General features: G+C 32.3%; 17 protein-coding genes. 3 read left to right on the plus strand and 14 right to left on the minus strand.

The genetic code is table 11. The features are described 5' to 3' along the window. Positions 1-177: 177 nt before the first annotated feature. Entirely contained in the window at positions 178-1,557 is a 1,380-nt protein-coding gene (locus CFY84_RS11110; protein WP_088824423.1) for an ApeA N-terminal domain 1-containing protein, read from the plus strand. Positions 1,558-1,639: 82 nt separating this feature from the next. On the opposite strand, the gene CFY84_RS11115 is transcribed toward CFY84_RS11110, so the two are convergent. Together CFY84_RS11115 and CFY84_RS11120 are read right to left on the minus strand one after the other, a co-directional pair. Beyond that, complete coding sequence (locus CFY84_RS11115; protein ID WP_088824424.1) at positions 1,640-1,930, minus strand: addiction module antidote protein; 291 nt, start codon at positions 1,928-1,930, stop codon at positions 1,640-1,642. 1 nt (position 1,931) lies between these two features. Next, a complete protein-coding gene (locus tag CFY84_RS11120; RefSeq protein WP_088824425.1) occupies positions 1,932-2,228 on the minus strand; it encodes a type II toxin-antitoxin system RelE/ParE family toxin in 297 nt (98 codons plus the stop codon). Positions 2,229-2,914: 686 nt separating this feature from the next. Here CFY84_RS11120 and CFY84_RS11125 point away from each other — a divergent pair. Next, positions 2,915-4,417 (plus strand): FRG domain-containing protein, encoded by a 1,503-nt coding sequence (locus CFY84_RS11125; RefSeq protein ID WP_088824426.1) that lies wholly within the window; start codon positions 2,915-2,917, stop codon positions 4,415-4,417. Positions 4,418-4,595: 178 nt separating this feature from the next. Here CFY84_RS11125 and CFY84_RS11130 read toward each other — a convergent pair whose 3' ends face one another. From CFY84_RS11130 to CFY84_RS11145, 4 genes are all read right to left on the minus strand, one after another. Continuing rightward, complete coding sequence (locus CFY84_RS11130) at positions 4,596-6,041, minus strand: DNA sulfur modification protein DndB (protein WP_088824427.1); 1,446 nt, start codon at positions 6,039-6,041, stop codon at positions 4,596-4,598. Positions 6,042-6,413: 372 nt separating this feature from the next. Continuing rightward, positions 6,414-6,695: an addiction module antidote protein gene (locus CFY84_RS11135; RefSeq protein ID WP_088824428.1), complete on the minus strand. Its 282-nt coding sequence runs from the start codon at positions 6,693-6,695 to the stop codon at positions 6,414-6,416. After that, the gene (locus tag CFY84_RS11140) at positions 6,696-6,998 is read right to left on the minus strand and encodes a type II toxin-antitoxin system RelE/ParE family toxin (protein WP_088824429.1); all 303 of its coding nucleotides are present in this window, start codon (positions 6,996-6,998) and stop codon (positions 6,696-6,698) included. A 91-nt stretch (positions 6,999-7,089) separates the two neighbouring features. Further along, complete coding sequence (locus CFY84_RS11145; protein WP_088824430.1) at positions 7,090-8,316, minus strand: alpha/beta fold hydrolase; 1,227 nt, start codon at positions 8,314-8,316, stop codon at positions 7,090-7,092. A 100-nt stretch (positions 8,317-8,416) separates the two neighbouring features. On the opposite strand from CFY84_RS11145, the gene CFY84_RS11150 reads away from it, so the two are divergent. Continuing rightward, entirely contained in the window at positions 8,417-9,265 is an 849-nt protein-coding gene (locus CFY84_RS11150) for a LysR family transcriptional regulator (protein ID WP_088824431.1), read from the plus strand. Between the two features lie 63 nt (positions 9,266-9,328). Here the strand turns inward: CFY84_RS11150 and nadS are convergent, their stop codons facing one another. From nadS to CFY84_RS11190, 8 genes are all read right to left on the minus strand, one after another. Beyond that, a complete protein-coding gene (nadS, locus tag CFY84_RS11155) occupies positions 9,329-9,601 on the minus strand; it encodes a NadS family protein (RefSeq protein ID WP_088824432.1) in 273 nt (90 codons plus the stop codon). Then, entirely contained in the window at positions 9,591-9,914 is a 324-nt protein-coding gene (locus tag CFY84_RS11160) for a type II toxin-antitoxin system RelE/ParE family toxin (RefSeq protein ID WP_088824433.1), read from the minus strand. The genes nadS and CFY84_RS11160 overlap by 11 nt, the downstream gene beginning before the upstream one ends. A 110-nt stretch (positions 9,915-10,024) precedes the next feature. Continuing rightward, the gene (locus tag CFY84_RS11165) at positions 10,025-10,354 is read right to left on the minus strand and encodes a DUF7709 family protein (protein WP_088824434.1); all 330 of its coding nucleotides are present in this window, start codon (positions 10,352-10,354) and stop codon (positions 10,025-10,027) included. Positions 10,355-10,620: 266 nt separating this feature from the next. Further along, complete coding sequence (locus CFY84_RS11170; protein WP_088824435.1) at positions 10,621-10,845, minus strand: DUF6500 family protein; 225 nt, start codon at positions 10,843-10,845, stop codon at positions 10,621-10,623. A gap of 55 nt (positions 10,846-10,900) precedes the next feature. Continuing rightward, complete coding sequence (locus CFY84_RS11175; protein WP_171289086.1) at positions 10,901-11,395, minus strand: GNAT family N-acetyltransferase; 495 nt, start codon at positions 11,393-11,395, stop codon at positions 10,901-10,903. A gap of 278 nt (positions 11,396-11,673) precedes the next feature. Then, positions 11,674-12,249, minus strand: a complete 576-nt coding sequence (locus CFY84_RS11180; RefSeq protein ID WP_088824437.1) for a plasmid replication DNA-binding protein — start codon at positions 12,247-12,249, stop codon at positions 11,674-11,676. Continuing rightward, positions 12,250-13,194: a replication initiation protein RepM gene (gene repM / locus CFY84_RS11185; RefSeq protein ID WP_088824438.1), complete on the minus strand. Its 945-nt coding sequence runs from the start codon at positions 13,192-13,194 to the stop codon at positions 12,250-12,252. It abuts the gene before it with no gap. 347 nt (positions 13,195-13,541) lie between these two features. After that, positions 13,542-13,877, minus strand: coding sequence for a hypothetical protein (locus CFY84_RS11190; RefSeq protein ID WP_088824439.1), 336 nt, complete (start codon positions 13,875-13,877; stop codon positions 13,542-13,544). Positions 13,878-14,371 lie beyond the last annotated feature (494 nt).

The following is a 14,371-nucleotide window of genomic DNA, read 5'->3' on the forward strand; positions in this document are numbered from 1 at the left end:
ATTTTATGGTTTTTTAGATTATGTAAAGTGGTTAAACTGTTGAAATAAAAAGAAAAGAAAGATAAGACTTCGCATAACGTGCATTATGTTAAGTAAATAGTAAATTCTTAGGAATTGTTTCTAATTGTTAGAATAAGAAGGTAATCTTATCTTTTTTATCTACAGAAGAAAGCTCTAGTGAGAATCGAAAAAGAATATAAAAAATCTGGGTATTTTTGGTTACCTGAAAAAGAAGATTCAAAAATACCAGGAGTTCTAACAATAGTTAATGGTGGGGAAATTGAGTTAGAAATTATTGATCATTTCAATGGAATTAAGTCATTCAACGGTCCAGATGATTTCAGCCGAATTATTGGCTTTGTTGAAGAAGATGGTTTAGTGACCCTTGAAAAGTGTTTTTATACAAAAAAAAGTTTTTCATTTGGTGGCATTTCAAAATCAAAAATTTACGTAAATAAGGTTCTATGTGGTGCTCAATGGAAGAAAGATGAAATAGTGACCTTTGATACTTTTTCGTTCTCGTTAGACTGCTTAGAAGATTGGATAGGAATTACAGGTATTAGTATTAATAATGATTACGCTTTCAAAACAACAACTATTAGCTATACCCCACCTGAAAAGAAAATATTTTCTTTAGACAATGGAATGATGCTTGAAATTGGATTTGGATATACTCTTCCGGGAGGGATAGCCTTAAAAGAAGCAGTAGTGCATCAAAATGCTTATCTTTCTATTAAATCTAGTGACTTACGTGAATTAAATGATTTTATAAGTATTGCTTTTAAAATTACTAATTTTATGTGTTTTGCTTTAGATGAGGTTGTCTCTATAAAGAATGTAATTGCAACCTCACCTGAAATTCAAAGGGATATGGGAGAGAAAAAATATTCGTTACCTATAAAAATATATTATCCAAGTACTACATATGTTGAAAAAGTTCCAAATAAAAGCTGGCACAACATGCTATTCACCTTTGGTACGATTCAGGATAATGCTCAGGACGTCTTCAATAAATGGTTAGATGCTTATGAATACTTATCTCCAGCAATGAACTTGTATTTTTCAACTAAAATAAATGCTCAAAAATATATTGATGGAAAATTTTTAGCTTTAGCACAAGGATTAGAAACTTATCATAGGCGAACTAGTAATAAAACTTTAATGGACACAGATGCATTTACAAAATTAGTTGAAGAAATTATTAGTAATTGTCCAGAGAATCATCGTGAGTGGTTACAAGGTCGATTAATGCATGGAAATGAAATTAATCTTCGTAAGCGATTAAAACTTATTATTGAACCATTTAAAGAGTATTTGGGTACGAGTGATGAAAGAAATAGACTTTTACAAAATATAATAGATACAAGAAACTATTTAACACATTATAGTGAGAACTTAGCTGATATGGCATTAGAAGGAATAGATCTTTGGAAAATTTGTCAAAAGATGGAAGTTATTTTTAACTTACATTTTTTAAAAGTTATTGGCTTTACAGATGTTGAAATAAAATCAGTGGTTGAAAATAGTTACCCCTTAAAACAGAAATTAGATAGTTAAATATTGTTAAAATTAACATAATACGACTTATACGAAATATAAAAATGGGAGCCTTTAGCTCCCATTTTTATATTTGAAATTCTTAGAGATGTTGTACTGTTAGTTTTAGGCCAAGAGCATTTACGACACGATTAATCGTATCAAAACGTGGTGCTGAATCCTGACGTAGGGCTTTGTAGAGTGCTTCACGCCCAATACCTGCTTCTTTAGCGATTTGAGTCATACCACGAGCTTTAGCAATTATGCCAAGAGCATGAGCCAATTCAGCTGGATCATTTTCTTCAAGAACTATATTTAAATACATTACAATGTCTTCTTCAGTTTTGAGAGACTCAGCCATATCAAAACTTGGCAAATCAGCGACTTTAACCATTTTAATTCTCCAATATCTTTGATAATTTGACTGCACGATCAATATCTTGTTGTTGTGTAGATTTATCTCCACCACCAAGCATAACAATCACAACATCACCGTGTTTAATATAGTACATTCTCCAACCTGAACCAAAGAACTCTCTCATTTCCCAAACACCATCTTGAAGATATTTGGTATCTCCCCAATTACCACGCTGAACCTTATCCAATCTACGGTTTAAGCGAATCCGAGTCATATTGTCTTTAATTCCATCTAGCCATTCATCAAATTCAGGCAGACGTTTAACTTCAATCATTAAGCTTCCTCTTGCTCTCGATTAATTGTATTCGATCGAATACAAAACGCAAGTAATTTATTTCCTAATGATCTAATAAATTCAAGAACTTCGTATAATTGGTCATTATGTTAAGTCGGTTATATTTAAAATCGATAGGCAGTTTTATATGTATGTTAATGAGTAATAGTTAACCCTATAAGTTCTATTTCTGATTATTGATACGCGATCTTTGAGTTAAAATATTTCCATTATCATAATTTCTAATTATTATTAGATCATTAGGACTCATAGAAAACTGAATATCAAAAGGAAGTCCTAAGTTATATTTAGAGAAATCATCAACAGCCTCATTGTAAAAAACACTGTTGATAAATATAAGATCTCTCCTAATATAGGCTTATTAGCATTTTCAGAAAAATGATTCATCAGTAAAATAAAGCTTAAACCTTTAGAATGGTGTTCTATATAAAAAGCCATCAAATGCAATAATATATCCATAATTCTTTTGAAAATATTTATGCAGTCGTTATAACGAAAATGGCATCACAAGGTTCTGGCAATCGTATGGCGGAAATAATTAAAAAAATAAACGTTTCATGTATATATTAATTCAGTACTTATTGGTTAAAAATAACCGCTAATGAAAAGACTTTGTCGTGTTGAGATTGCTAATTATACTTAAATATAAAATTATAGGAGTACCAATGCGAATTGCAACTGTAGCAAACATTGAAGAAGCTATTGATTTAGCTGAAGATTTTAAGAGACAGGGAAAGTATAATTGGTTCCGTGGTCAAGAGTGCACTGATTGGTTACCCTCTTCATCGTTGGAACGAAAATTAAGGGGGGGTTCAAATATTGAAGAACTTAATGAAGAAGTTATTCGATTTCTTCATTGGGCGAATCGTATACCTGAACTAGCATATCTAAATGATCCCTCGAACGAGCACGCTCTGTATGCAATACTTCAGCATTACGGATATCCGACTTCATACATTGACTTCACCACTGAACCAAGTGTTGCTGGTTTTTTTGCATCAGATACAAATAAGAATCCTGTGCGAGGTACAGTTTCAGCGATTTTCTGTCTTAATACAAAGGATCTTGTTAAATTCTATGAAGAAAATTTAAATTTTTTTAATAAACATATGGGTGAAAATCTAAAAGTTGAGCCAGTGACTGTTGATGTAAGTAACCTGTGGCGACTACAAGCTCAACATGGTCACTTTCTCAATACAAACCATCCTTGGTACGAAATATATAGTGTTGATAAAATTGAATTTCCATGGACTGGGCCTGCTGCTTATCCTCAGCGAGATCAAATTTACCCACCGCAAAAGAGTCATCTTGAACATCTCCTTGACGAATTTCAATGTTTGGAGCGTAGGAGGAAAGGAAAGCTAAATATGGATGAATTAATTAAAAAAAGTGTAAATATTGTTGAAATACCGTACTTAAGCAATTCTCTAAGATATGAAGAATCAAATTTTTCTGTAATACCTACATTACTCAATAGTTGGGGGGGAAAAACTCTTTCTAATTGGTTCATCGAGCGAAGAGAACAATTTCATATAGTGACAGGAAAGGCTTTTGATATAAAGGTCAGGTATATGTCTGGTGCACCTGCGCCCCATTTACAGATTAAAAATGCATTTCGTAGTGCATTGTTGGGGAATTCTGATTTACGTACTTACGCTGTAAATTGGAAAATCATTGGACTTGAAAAACAACTAGACTACGAACGGTATCTTAAAGCTATTCAATCTGCATGGAATGGCATGCGTAATTTACCCTACCATGACGATGATATCGCTATAGCAATGGAGGCCATTACACAATTGTTCCTAATTGGAAATTGTAATTCACCACTTGGGCCGATTATGAGTGATGCTTTCTCAAAATGGGTGTCTGATGCCCATGAAGTAGAGTTTGGTAGTGATGAAGTAAATACTATTTCTCGAGCTTATTGCAGCAGTAACTTTCTTATGCAATGCCTTGATTCAAGATGGAAAAAGACTTGTAAAGATCAAGAAATAGTCTCATCAGCTTTTAAAGCGCTAGACGCTTGCTCTAAGCCAAATTATATATTCGATTTTGATAAATTTGTGAAACTATTTGCACACCAAATAATCCCAGCCCAACTTGCAAGCGGGCGACCTCTTATCTTATTTAATCCAGCTAGATTAGACTTTTTTGGTAATCCATAAATGGAAAACAACTGTTAATTTTGAAATTAGTTTGATTAGGTAATCATAAAGAATTGTCTATTTGGTTTACCTAATTTTCAACATGAAATTATAATATCGTATAAGAAATTTTGTATTAATTTTTGGAAATCAAAATCCCAATACAAAATTGGGATTTTGATTATTACTTAGTAAATAGTTAAGGGTTAGAGCCATGTCTACTTGGCAAACTTAATTGATATCGAATCATGTCGCCAATGATAGGGAAAATATCATTGTGTTTTGAGCCAAAGCGCATTAATCCTGCATTAAATCCACCAATATCGCGGTTACCAGTTTCTTCACTAGGAAGATATGATTTTAAACCAGGAAACATTGTCTCTCGATTTGATTCAGGCATTTCATAATATTGCCAAATGGGATTCTTGTGTGAAAAATCTAAATTACTGATGCCGTCTAACAGAGTGTAATAAAGAGAATTTGCATTTTCAGGCAATTTTTTAGAGAAATTAAAGTCAAATACCAGTTTAGCTAAAGCCTTTAATACCACAGGTTGCATTGCAATTGTCTTTTCTTTAGCTTGCTTCTCACCAAAACCATCAATTGCCTTAACACTTTCCCAAAACTGTTTGGCAACATTAAATTTGTCTTTCACTTCTGGAGTAGCTGTAGAAATATTGGTTTTATTCAACAGTAAGATAGCGTTAATAGCAGACATGTCTTTTAGTAGAATACTTCCATCATCCTTTGACCAATCTTTTTGCTCAACATCAGATACTTGAATACCTAACTGATCTATTAATTCTTCTTTGATAAATAAATTAATAGGATTTGAGCTATCAAATTTTAAAGCTAAGTTTCTATCTACTTTTTTACCTAGATTATTTAAATCATGGAAAAGTTGACGTTCTTCGTCTCCATTCAATCCTAAATGAACCTCAACTGATACTGTACAGAATGTTTTAGTCGATTCTAAAACAGTTTGCCAGGCTTGGATCTCTTCAGATGTAATATCAAAATGACCATCTAACGGTGTATATAATGATTTCTTTTTTGGGTAAATATGGTGTCTTAGGACTGATTCTATAAATTCAAATACTAAGCGCATAGCTTCTCTACGATGCTGACCATCGATTACCCATAGCAGATTATTTTGAGCCAAGTAAACTTTAAAACAAGCCGTTGAAGAATCTTCTTTTGATAAAACTCGAACGGCTCTTAACTTACCACCGCGATGACCGATATCACGTATATTCACTACAATTGGCTGTAGAGACAAATAAGGTTGTCGGCCAAGATCCTCTTGAATATCAAGTAAAGCAGGAACAATAGGTGCCTTTCTAGCTTTTTTAAAGTTAATAGCAGATGAAATTAAGCCTTTCAAAATATATAAAGCAAGTTTATTTGCATGAACTTGATCTAGTTTACGCTGAGTGACTTCTATGCCTTCACGATATTGTTCGTTGGCTACTTCTGAAATTTTAAAAAATTCTTTCATCGGAACTTGTAGAAGAAAAACACGCTCTCCTAAGTTATTCCCAACAAATACATTGTAATCCTGTTCACTGCTACTCCCATTATCTAGTAGATCATCTAAAGATCCAGTTAGTGGGTGAGGTAGGTTGTCTTCTAGTTCTAAATTCATATTTAATATCCAGGTATTTATATATATCTCAAAATATACATAAATAAATACCACAAGTAAACAACCTGGATAATAAATATTTAATTTATTTTTTATCCAGGTTTTTAAATAATAAATCCAGGATATTTAAGTTTTATGGATAGAGAATCAATAATTTCCTAATATGTTGGATAATCAGTAAAAGTTTAAATAAAAAAGCCAAACATTAGTGTCTGGCTTTTCGTTTAAAATGAGTTCTACCTGATCTTGCTTATCCAGGTTTATGTATTAGAATATTTTTAGCCTAACTTGTGCGTATAAAATTATTAAGCTTTCCTACAATTAACATAATACGACTTATACGAAATAAAAATGGAGCATAAAGCTCCATTTTCAAATTGCTAAACGCAAGTTTAAAGCTTTAACTACTTTGATCACTGTATCAAAGCTAGGGTTTACCTCACCTGAAAGGGCCTTATAAAGACTCTCTCTACCTAATCCTGTATCCTTTGATAATTGAGACATACCTTTAGCTTTTGCAATATTACCTAATGCTTTTGCAATAAATGCAGCATCTCCATTAGACTCTTCAATACAAGCTTGTAAATAAGCTTGCATATCATCTTCTGTTCTAAGGTGTTCAGCACTATCCCATTTTCGAAGTTTAAGAGCCATTTACAACTCCTCCTCTAATTCTTTTGCTAATTGAAGAGCAAGTTTTATATCTTTACTTTGAGTGGATTTATCTCCACCAGCGAGTAAAACAATGATTCTTTGCCCTTGTTTGCAGTAATAAACTCTATAACCAGGTCCAAAAAAGAAACGTAACTCGGAAACACCTTCACCGACAGGTTCAGTATCTCCAAAATTTCCATCTTCAACTCGGTCAATCCTGACTTGTATTCGTCTTTTTGCTTGTTGGTCTTTTAATTTATCAAACCATTCATCAAAGACTTCAGTGGTATATATTGAGTACATTTATTAAAAGTATCCTATAAGATACAAACAAGCAAGAGATTTACTTTTATTTCAAAATTAACATTCAAATTTCGTATAACTTACCATTATGTTAAACGGGGTTATTTTCAAATAAATTATGAATAACATTGAGTACTGTTTGTGGCGATTCTAGCGGTATAGAATGAGCAACTTTAGCTAATAAAATATGTTGTGCATTTGGAATCAGCTTAACTATCTCCTCCCCTAGTTCTGATGGTGTGGCTTTGTCTAATTCACCAGATAGTACAATTGTTTTTGCCTTAATTTTTGAAAGATTTTCTGTAATATCTGAACGATCTACAGCCGATTTTATTGCCTTAGCTAAATTATACGGATTATGATCCATCATTCTCGTTAATTCGGTAGTTGCTTCATTACTATGGTTTTCTAACCATTGATCTGTCAGCTTTAACCTCTGAATATCCTTAAAAAGTTCTAATCTATTAGATGGATTAGAAAGTAAAAATTTTTCTCGTTCAGCCCAAATTGAAATACGATCATTATATTCTCTCCGAGCAGAAGTGTTTATTAATACAAGGTTCTCTATCATTTCTGGGTATTTTGAAGCAATCCTCATTGCAATCATCGCTCCTTGACTATGTCCTACAAGCATAGCTTTCTCTATACAATACTCTTTCATCCAAATAACAAGATCTTCTGCAATAACATCTAAATCCATTTGGTCACGCCATCCACTTTTAGCATGCCCAGGCATATCAAATGAAATACAGCGATTATGTGGAAGGTTTTCAGTAATATTTTCCCAAAAATTCCGATCTAAAAACAAACCATGTAAAAAAATAATAGGAGTACCATTTCCAATATCATCCCATTCATAGGATGTTTGATTAATTGTTATTCTTCGGCTATAACTAGACTGTCTATGTACTTCTGATAATAAGAGAGAATCTTCAAATATTTGATAATGAGTAATTTTATTATTTTCTATTATAAATTTAATTATATAGTCACTATCAACAATCATATTTGTTTTTAGAACTAAATGCCTAAATCGTCCAATAACTAAAACCGTATTATCTGCGCTAATTAACTTATTGATAGCGAATTGTAGAGGCTGAAATGCTTTAGGAAAATTTTCTAACCATTTTTTTATAGCTATGTGTCCTTGTATGATTCCGACTGTTTTAACTATTGGATCTCCATCTATATGCCATATGGCTTGTGGATGAATATATTCTAATGCCTTTTGAATATCACTCTGAGAAAAAGCAGACAAATACAGACGCACAATATTTATTTCAGCAGAGCTTTTATCTGCATTTATAAAAGTATTCATAGGAAGCCTTAAATTTTGATGAGTTTTAATATTAAGGCTTCATTTTTTATGCATAAATGGATCAAAATAATTTACTATTTTCCAAAAATGGAAAGATTATATGAATTGGGATGATCTTCGATTTTTTACAGCAGTCGTTCAATATCAAAACTTAAGTAGAGCATCAAAAGAACTATGTGTTAGTCCACAGACTGTATCTAGAAAAATCACAGCTTTAGAAACTAAATTGGGAACAGCTTTATTTATAAGACATCCTAGAGGCTACAAACCGACAATAGATGCTATGAGCCTCATTGATGAAGTTAAAAATGCTGAAAAAACCCTGACGACCCTGCAAAATAATTTTATTAATAAATCTAAAAATTTTAGTGGAGTAGTACGTATTGCTACACCTGAATTAATTGCTACAGAAATATTATTACCATCGTTTAAACAATTTTTAGATAGACATCCCGAAATTGATATTGAATTAATTGTAGGGGTTAGTTCTATTGGGATCGCAGAAGGAGAAGCTGACATCGCTTTGAGATTGGTTCGGCCTGAACGGGGTGCTTTAACAATAAAAAAAGTAGGTATTATGTCTAGTAGTCTATATGCAATGTCTTCGGATATGAATGATTTAACTAAATCAAAATTAGTGGGATGGAGTTCAAATATTGATTTACCTTCCTCAAAATGGCTTAAAAAAATTACAGGAAGGGAGCCTAATTTAAAGTTTAATAACTTAGCGACTCAAAAAGCAGCTATTCAATCAGGGCTCGGGGTAGGAATCCTTCCATGTTTTGTAGCAGAAGGGTTAAAACAAATCAAACAACCTTATTTATTAGAAGAATCATTGTGGTTGGTCACGCATGCATCGAATATATCAACTCCAAGAATTAGGCTAGTTTATGATGAAATAACAGACATAATTGTTAAAAATAGCTCTAAATTAAATGGAAATTATTAATATTTTCTAAAATTAACATGATACAGCTTATACGAAACTAAAATGGAGCATCATGCTCCATTTTTAAATTAGACTTGGATTAGTATCTAATATACGAATCAATGTAGCTGCAGGCCCTGTTGGATAACGCCTTCCTTGTTCCCAATTTTGTAGGGTACGAGGACTAATATGTAAGCGTGCAGCGAATTCATTTTGGCTTAAACCAGTTTTTTCACGTACTTCTTTAATATCAGGCAAATTGAGCTCATTAACTCGACTTGCTTTAATCTCTTTACGTTTAATCGCTCCAGCTTCTTTTATTGAAGCAACTAAGTCATCAAATAAATTATTTTCCATCAAATTGCTCCTTCACGAGTTGGCGTAAAACAGCTGTTTCCTTATCTGTTAAATTATCTTTCACTGATTTTGGATAAGCTACTAGAAAAAAGATTTGACTGTCTTCAGTAACCCAATAATAGATTACTCGTATGCCACCACTTTTTCCTTTATTACCTTGGGCACAACGTGCCTTACGAATACCACCGCCATTCTTGATCAAATCACCTTTATCAGGCTGAATTAAAAGATCTTGTTGAAATTTTCGGTATTCGTCATCAGATAAAAGACTCTTAATCTGCTTAGTAAAAATACTAGTTTCGATGAATAACATAGAATCAATATACGTCAATGGCGTATATTGATTCTATCACTTTGTCTGATTAAAAACGATACGAAATAGATGTTATTTCTCATAAGAGATCATTATGTTAAATAAGCAGGTTATAAAGTATTAACTATTTTATCTAAATATTTTTTTGTCTGTACTCCAACAAAGCTCCGTCCTGAATTATCTCCAGCAATCCATTCATCTACTGAAAATAAATCAAAAATACCGACTTTTAGTAAAGTAGGAATTGCTAATATTAGTTCATCTTCAACACTTCCTCTCTCACCAGCGTTGTAAAGTTGAATATTATGTAACATAGTTGCAACTGTTCCTGTCTGAACAGTGCTTCCATCTTTTAATTTTACAGAGGGAAGGTTTTGACCATCTTCTATTACCTTCTGATTGATTTTAGCCAGTTGTTCACTACCTTTGATCTTAGTCATATATCCAAGTTCTATCTGTTACTTTTGAGCAGATACTATAAATATTTCAAATGGTGAGTAACAACAAAAATTTCTTATAAGTGTATTATGTTAAGTAAAAGGTGTCTAAGATCAATAAGTAAAAAATATATAAAGCATACTTCAGGATCTCAAAATTATGAAAAATAATGGTATTAGAACAGTACTTTAAATAAATATATTAGTGCTTATTTAAATTAAAAATAGGAGCTATTAGCGCACATTTCGTTTAATTCCATTATGTTAAGTCATGGCTTGGACTCATTCAAAATTAGCTCTTTAATCTTAATTGCTTTCTCAAAATGATCTAACTTATGTTTTATGATCCACCAAGTAGCAGCTTCCATTAATAGTTCGGGATTATCATTCTTATTTTTAAAAAAAGCATAAAAAGATAAACCTACGGTAGCTCCTTTTTTATTGATTTTTTCATCACATCCACTAATAAATAACTCCTTTAGTTCTTGTCTCATACGATGCCGCTCGAAAGTTTTGTATAATGGATCATTATGTTAAGTGGTGATATCTTTATAGATCCTTACTGAAAAAAACTACATCCATATTTAAAAAATTAGAATTAAAGGTTTTGATAAATCCTAATTTTTTTAGAAGGTTATGAGCTGGCACATTTTTTTCTTCAGAAAAAGCTATTACATTTTTAAAATTTCTATTTTTCATATCTTTTAGCAATCTTGAAGCTACTTCAACGACATATCCATGTCCTCGTTCGTTTTTGACCAATCTAAAACCTAATTCTGCTTCATCTGTCTCATCTATAGTACATATTTCAAAGCCACAGTAACCCACAATCTTATTGGTGTTTTTCGAGATAATAGCTAACTTTCCAAACCCATATCTTTCATAATGTCCTAAGATTTCATAAAAACGATTTATTGCATCTTCAACATCCAATGTTCCGTTAGGTGAAAAAGCCATGAAGTCTTTATCTTGAAGTAGGGTGATTGCTTCATTTAAGTCCTCTTCAGCAAATGGTCTTAATAATAAATTTTCCGTTTCAAAGATAGTCATCTTTCAATTTACCTAAAACTAATATAATACGCCTTATGTGAAATGCTTTTTTTATTGAAAAATACCATTATACATCTAATTAGTAAGGCATATTCCACGTTTTTTATTAGGTCAATTAAATAAACGAGATGCTTAGTCTTTTTCTTTTTGGCGTTCATCCAGCTCCTTTTTCAGCGCTTTTTTATCCTGGTACGATGCGATCAGCAGTGGAACTACAATAATTCCAAGGGCAATGTATTTCAGTTTTGGCATAATTTCTCTCCATTTATTGCTTAATTATTATCGAATACTGCATTCAACACACGGCCAAACAAACTACGTTTTTTGTGTTTTGGTATTACTACATTTTGCAACGTGGCATGCTGTAGCATTTGAGTATGGTATGCCGCAGTTTCTTGCTGTAAAACTGCCACATTTTCTGCAATATTTAATTCATTATTCTTTTTATTATCATTATTTTGCTGTGTTTTATCATACTGTGGCATATGGATGTCGCATGCTGTAGCATCTTGTTGTGGTACTGCTGTGGTAGGTGCAACACTTTTCAGCTCAATGAGTGCTTGCATACGGTCAATTTGATGCATTAACCGTTCTTCACGTTCTTGGTATTTTTTGACTTCATTTTCTAAATGAGCAATAAGTTTTTTTGTAGATTCATTACCTTCTTGCTTAGATGATTCAATTTTTTGAGGCATTTTCTCAGGTTCCCCAAAGCATCGGATGACCTCTGCTAGATCGAATTGTCCATCACTGGAGCGTGATAAACGTCCATTACGTACAGCTCTATAAATGGTTGATCTATCCATATGAAATTTTTTAGACACTTCACTTAGTGATAATTTAGCCATTTATGGTGTCCTTTTTCTTTGATGGCATATATCCCACTTTTTTAGGTATGGGTATAGTTCTTTTATTCGGTCAGGATCTTGCAGCATCTCAGCAATACGAAGAGCAAATTGCGGATAGCTTTCAGTTCCCTCGGAATAACGACCCATTTCAGGAAGTTTAGAAAGTTTATTTGCAAACATATGGCGTTGTGCATCAGTCATCTTTGTAAAGAAATCTAATACATTAGGATCTCTATCTACTAGAGGTAGAGAGTCCTTTTTTTTCTGTTTAAAGCCGAAAGAAAAGCCAGATATTGAACGCCCCCGTTTATGCTGCTCATAAGTTACACAAATATCTGTATGTTTGTTTATTTGTATAATTGAAAGTTCTAGCACACGTTCTTTTAAGTGAGCCATCCGTAAATACTCATTATCAAGAACACCTAATTTTTTTCTGAACTCTTGTAATTCGATAATTGGTGTTTTACCAGCACTTCGCCATTGAATTAAAAGTTCATATAAACGAATAGCATAAGCACTACTAAGGCTACTGACTTGTTGTAGTTCATATTTAGTAAATTGTTCTTCTAATCTAGTAATGAATGGAACGACAGCTGGAGCAAATATTAGGTCTACAGTCGCTTCATTGTCGTTATAAGCAATTTGAGAAACCCAGCGACTCATAACATTTCTGGTATTCCCATTAGCCTTTTTTTCTTGATAACTAAACTGACGTGCAAAAAGATCTTTACAGGCCTCCTTAAGAGCTTGATAGGCAGTATTGCGGTGTACACCAAATTGATTGATATAACTATCGGCATGAACCTCTAATGGATCATTTGCATTAATGCCTCTACCACTTTCACGTGCTTCAACAATCGCTAACAGTATTAAACGTTGTTCTACCAAATCCAAATTATAGCTAGCATTAATTAAGGCATTATCTTTTACAACTAAATCTCTCATAACCACTAACTTTTTTATTATTCATAAGTACACGTTATTATTATTTGTGTACTTATGCAAGGTAAACGTGGACATATTGCAAGGTAAACGTGGACATATTGCAAGGTAAACGTGGACATATTGCAAGGTAAACGTGGACATATAACCTTTGAAACTCTTATAAATAAAGGCTTGTAGTCTTTATAAAAGCATTTAAAAACTTAAAAAGTAATTAAAAACTTAAAAAGGAAAATTATCCTTGCTTTTCAGTTTGCCCATAGAGATTTTTTATTCAATACTGTCCATTTATATTTAATTTTCTGCATATAATTTAGGCTGTGAAATCTAAAAAACTGTTCTAAAAGGATTCAGATTAATTCCTCATCATTTGTCCCAGGATCAAATTCAAATTTCTCAGATCTCTTTTGTAATATTTCAAGATTTCTTTCAGCATTCGTTTTTTTTTGACTATGACTAGGATCAGTATTTAACTTCACGGATTTTTCTATTTTGTTTGAATATAACTTTTTTTGACTGATTTCCATTTTATTCAAGTTTCTTAAAAGTGAACTATAAGAAATATTGTTAGCTAGCTCAGGTAGATTAGCGTGGATTTCCTTAATTGTATAACCGTCCTCTAACTGTTGCTCTATTTGTGGTAATACAGAAATGATAAATTTCTTTACGCCATGTCTAGTAACCATAATAATTTCCTTTTATGCAATTAAAAGCGTTCATAGTATTCTATAAGAAATTATTTGCAGTTATAAGCTTTTAAGTACAATTATAAAAATTTAAAAGCTTTTAATCTTTTTTATGTGCGATTATATACGACTAAGTGCGAAACATAATGAGGGTTAAACAGGCAAGATGTGTAATGTTATATAACATGGCAAGCCTTAGTTATCTAAATGACCATACTTATTCGCATTTCATGCTCAACGTATCATTTTGTCCTGCGGAGCTTTTGACATAGTCAAAATATACTAAAAACAGAATTAGCGGTTTATTTGCTGAGCTTGATAATTCAAAAAATTTTAACGAGTATAGGCAAAAAGTGCCAAACCTGCTCATAAATTAGCCAACATATTTCCATGCTGGCTATTTTATGGTTTTTTAGATTATGTAAAGTGGTTAAACTGTTGAAATAAAAAGAAAAGAAAGATAAGACTTCGCATAACGTGCATTATGTTAAGTA

Origin of the sequence: Acinetobacter apis (assembly GCF_900197575.1) — a bacterium.
GTDB classification, from domain to species: domain Bacteria; phylum Pseudomonadota; class Gammaproteobacteria; order Pseudomonadales; family Moraxellaceae; genus Acinetobacter; species Acinetobacter apis.

What these genes read in the sequence shown, in the direction of transcription:
- CFY84_RS11115 (WP_088824424.1), bottom strand. Translation starts at nt 1,930, where the DNA reads ATGGTTAAAGTCGCTGATTTGCCAAGTTTTGATATGGCTGAGTCTCTC.
- CFY84_RS11120 (WP_088824425.1), bottom strand. Translation starts at nt 2,228, where the DNA reads ATGATTGAAGTTAAACGTCTGCCTGAATTTGATGAATGGCTAGATGGA.
- CFY84_RS11125 (WP_088824426.1), top strand. Translation starts at nt 2,915, where the DNA reads ATGCGAATTGCAACTGTAGCAAACATTGAAGAAGCTATTGATTTAGCT.
- CFY84_RS11130 (WP_088824427.1), bottom strand. Translation starts at nt 6,041, where the DNA reads ATGAATTTAGAACTAGAAGACAACCTACCTCACCCACTAACTGGATCT.
- CFY84_RS11135 (WP_088824428.1), bottom strand. Translation starts at nt 6,695, where the DNA reads ATGGCTCTTAAACTTCGAAAATGGGATAGTGCTGAACACCTTAGAACA.
- CFY84_RS11140 (WP_088824429.1), bottom strand. Translation starts at nt 6,998, where the DNA reads ATGTACTCAATATATACCACTGAAGTCTTTGATGAATGGTTTGATAAA.
- CFY84_RS11145 (WP_088824430.1), bottom strand. Translation starts at nt 8,316, where the DNA reads ATGAATACTTTTATAAATGCAGATAAAAGCTCTGCTGAAATAAATATT.
- CFY84_RS11150 (WP_088824431.1), top strand. Translation starts at nt 8,417, where the DNA reads ATGAATTGGGATGATCTTCGATTTTTTACAGCAGTCGTTCAATATCAA.
- nadS (WP_088824432.1), bottom strand. Translation starts at nt 9,601, where the DNA reads ATGGAAAATAATTTATTTGATGACTTAGTTGCTTCAATAAAAGAAGCT.
- CFY84_RS11160 (WP_088824433.1), bottom strand. Translation starts at nt 9,914, where the DNA reads ATGTTATTCATCGAAACTAGTATTTTTACTAAGCAGATTAAGAGTCTT.
- CFY84_RS11165 (WP_088824434.1), bottom strand. Translation starts at nt 10,354, where the DNA reads ATGACTAAGATCAAAGGTAGTGAACAACTGGCTAAAATCAATCAGAAG.
- CFY84_RS11170 (WP_088824435.1), bottom strand. Translation starts at nt 10,845, where the DNA reads ATGAGACAAGAACTAAAGGAGTTATTTATTAGTGGATGTGATGAAAAA.
- CFY84_RS11180 (WP_088824437.1), bottom strand. Translation starts at nt 12,249, where the DNA reads ATGGCTAAATTATCACTAAGTGAAGTGTCTAAAAAATTTCATATGGAT.
- repM (WP_088824438.1), bottom strand. Translation starts at nt 13,194, where the DNA reads ATGAGAGATTTAGTTGTAAAAGATAATGCCTTAATTAATGCTAGCTAT.
- CFY84_RS11190 (WP_088824439.1), bottom strand. Translation starts at nt 13,877, where the DNA reads ATGGTTACTAGACATGGCGTAAAGAAATTTATCATTTCTGTATTACCA.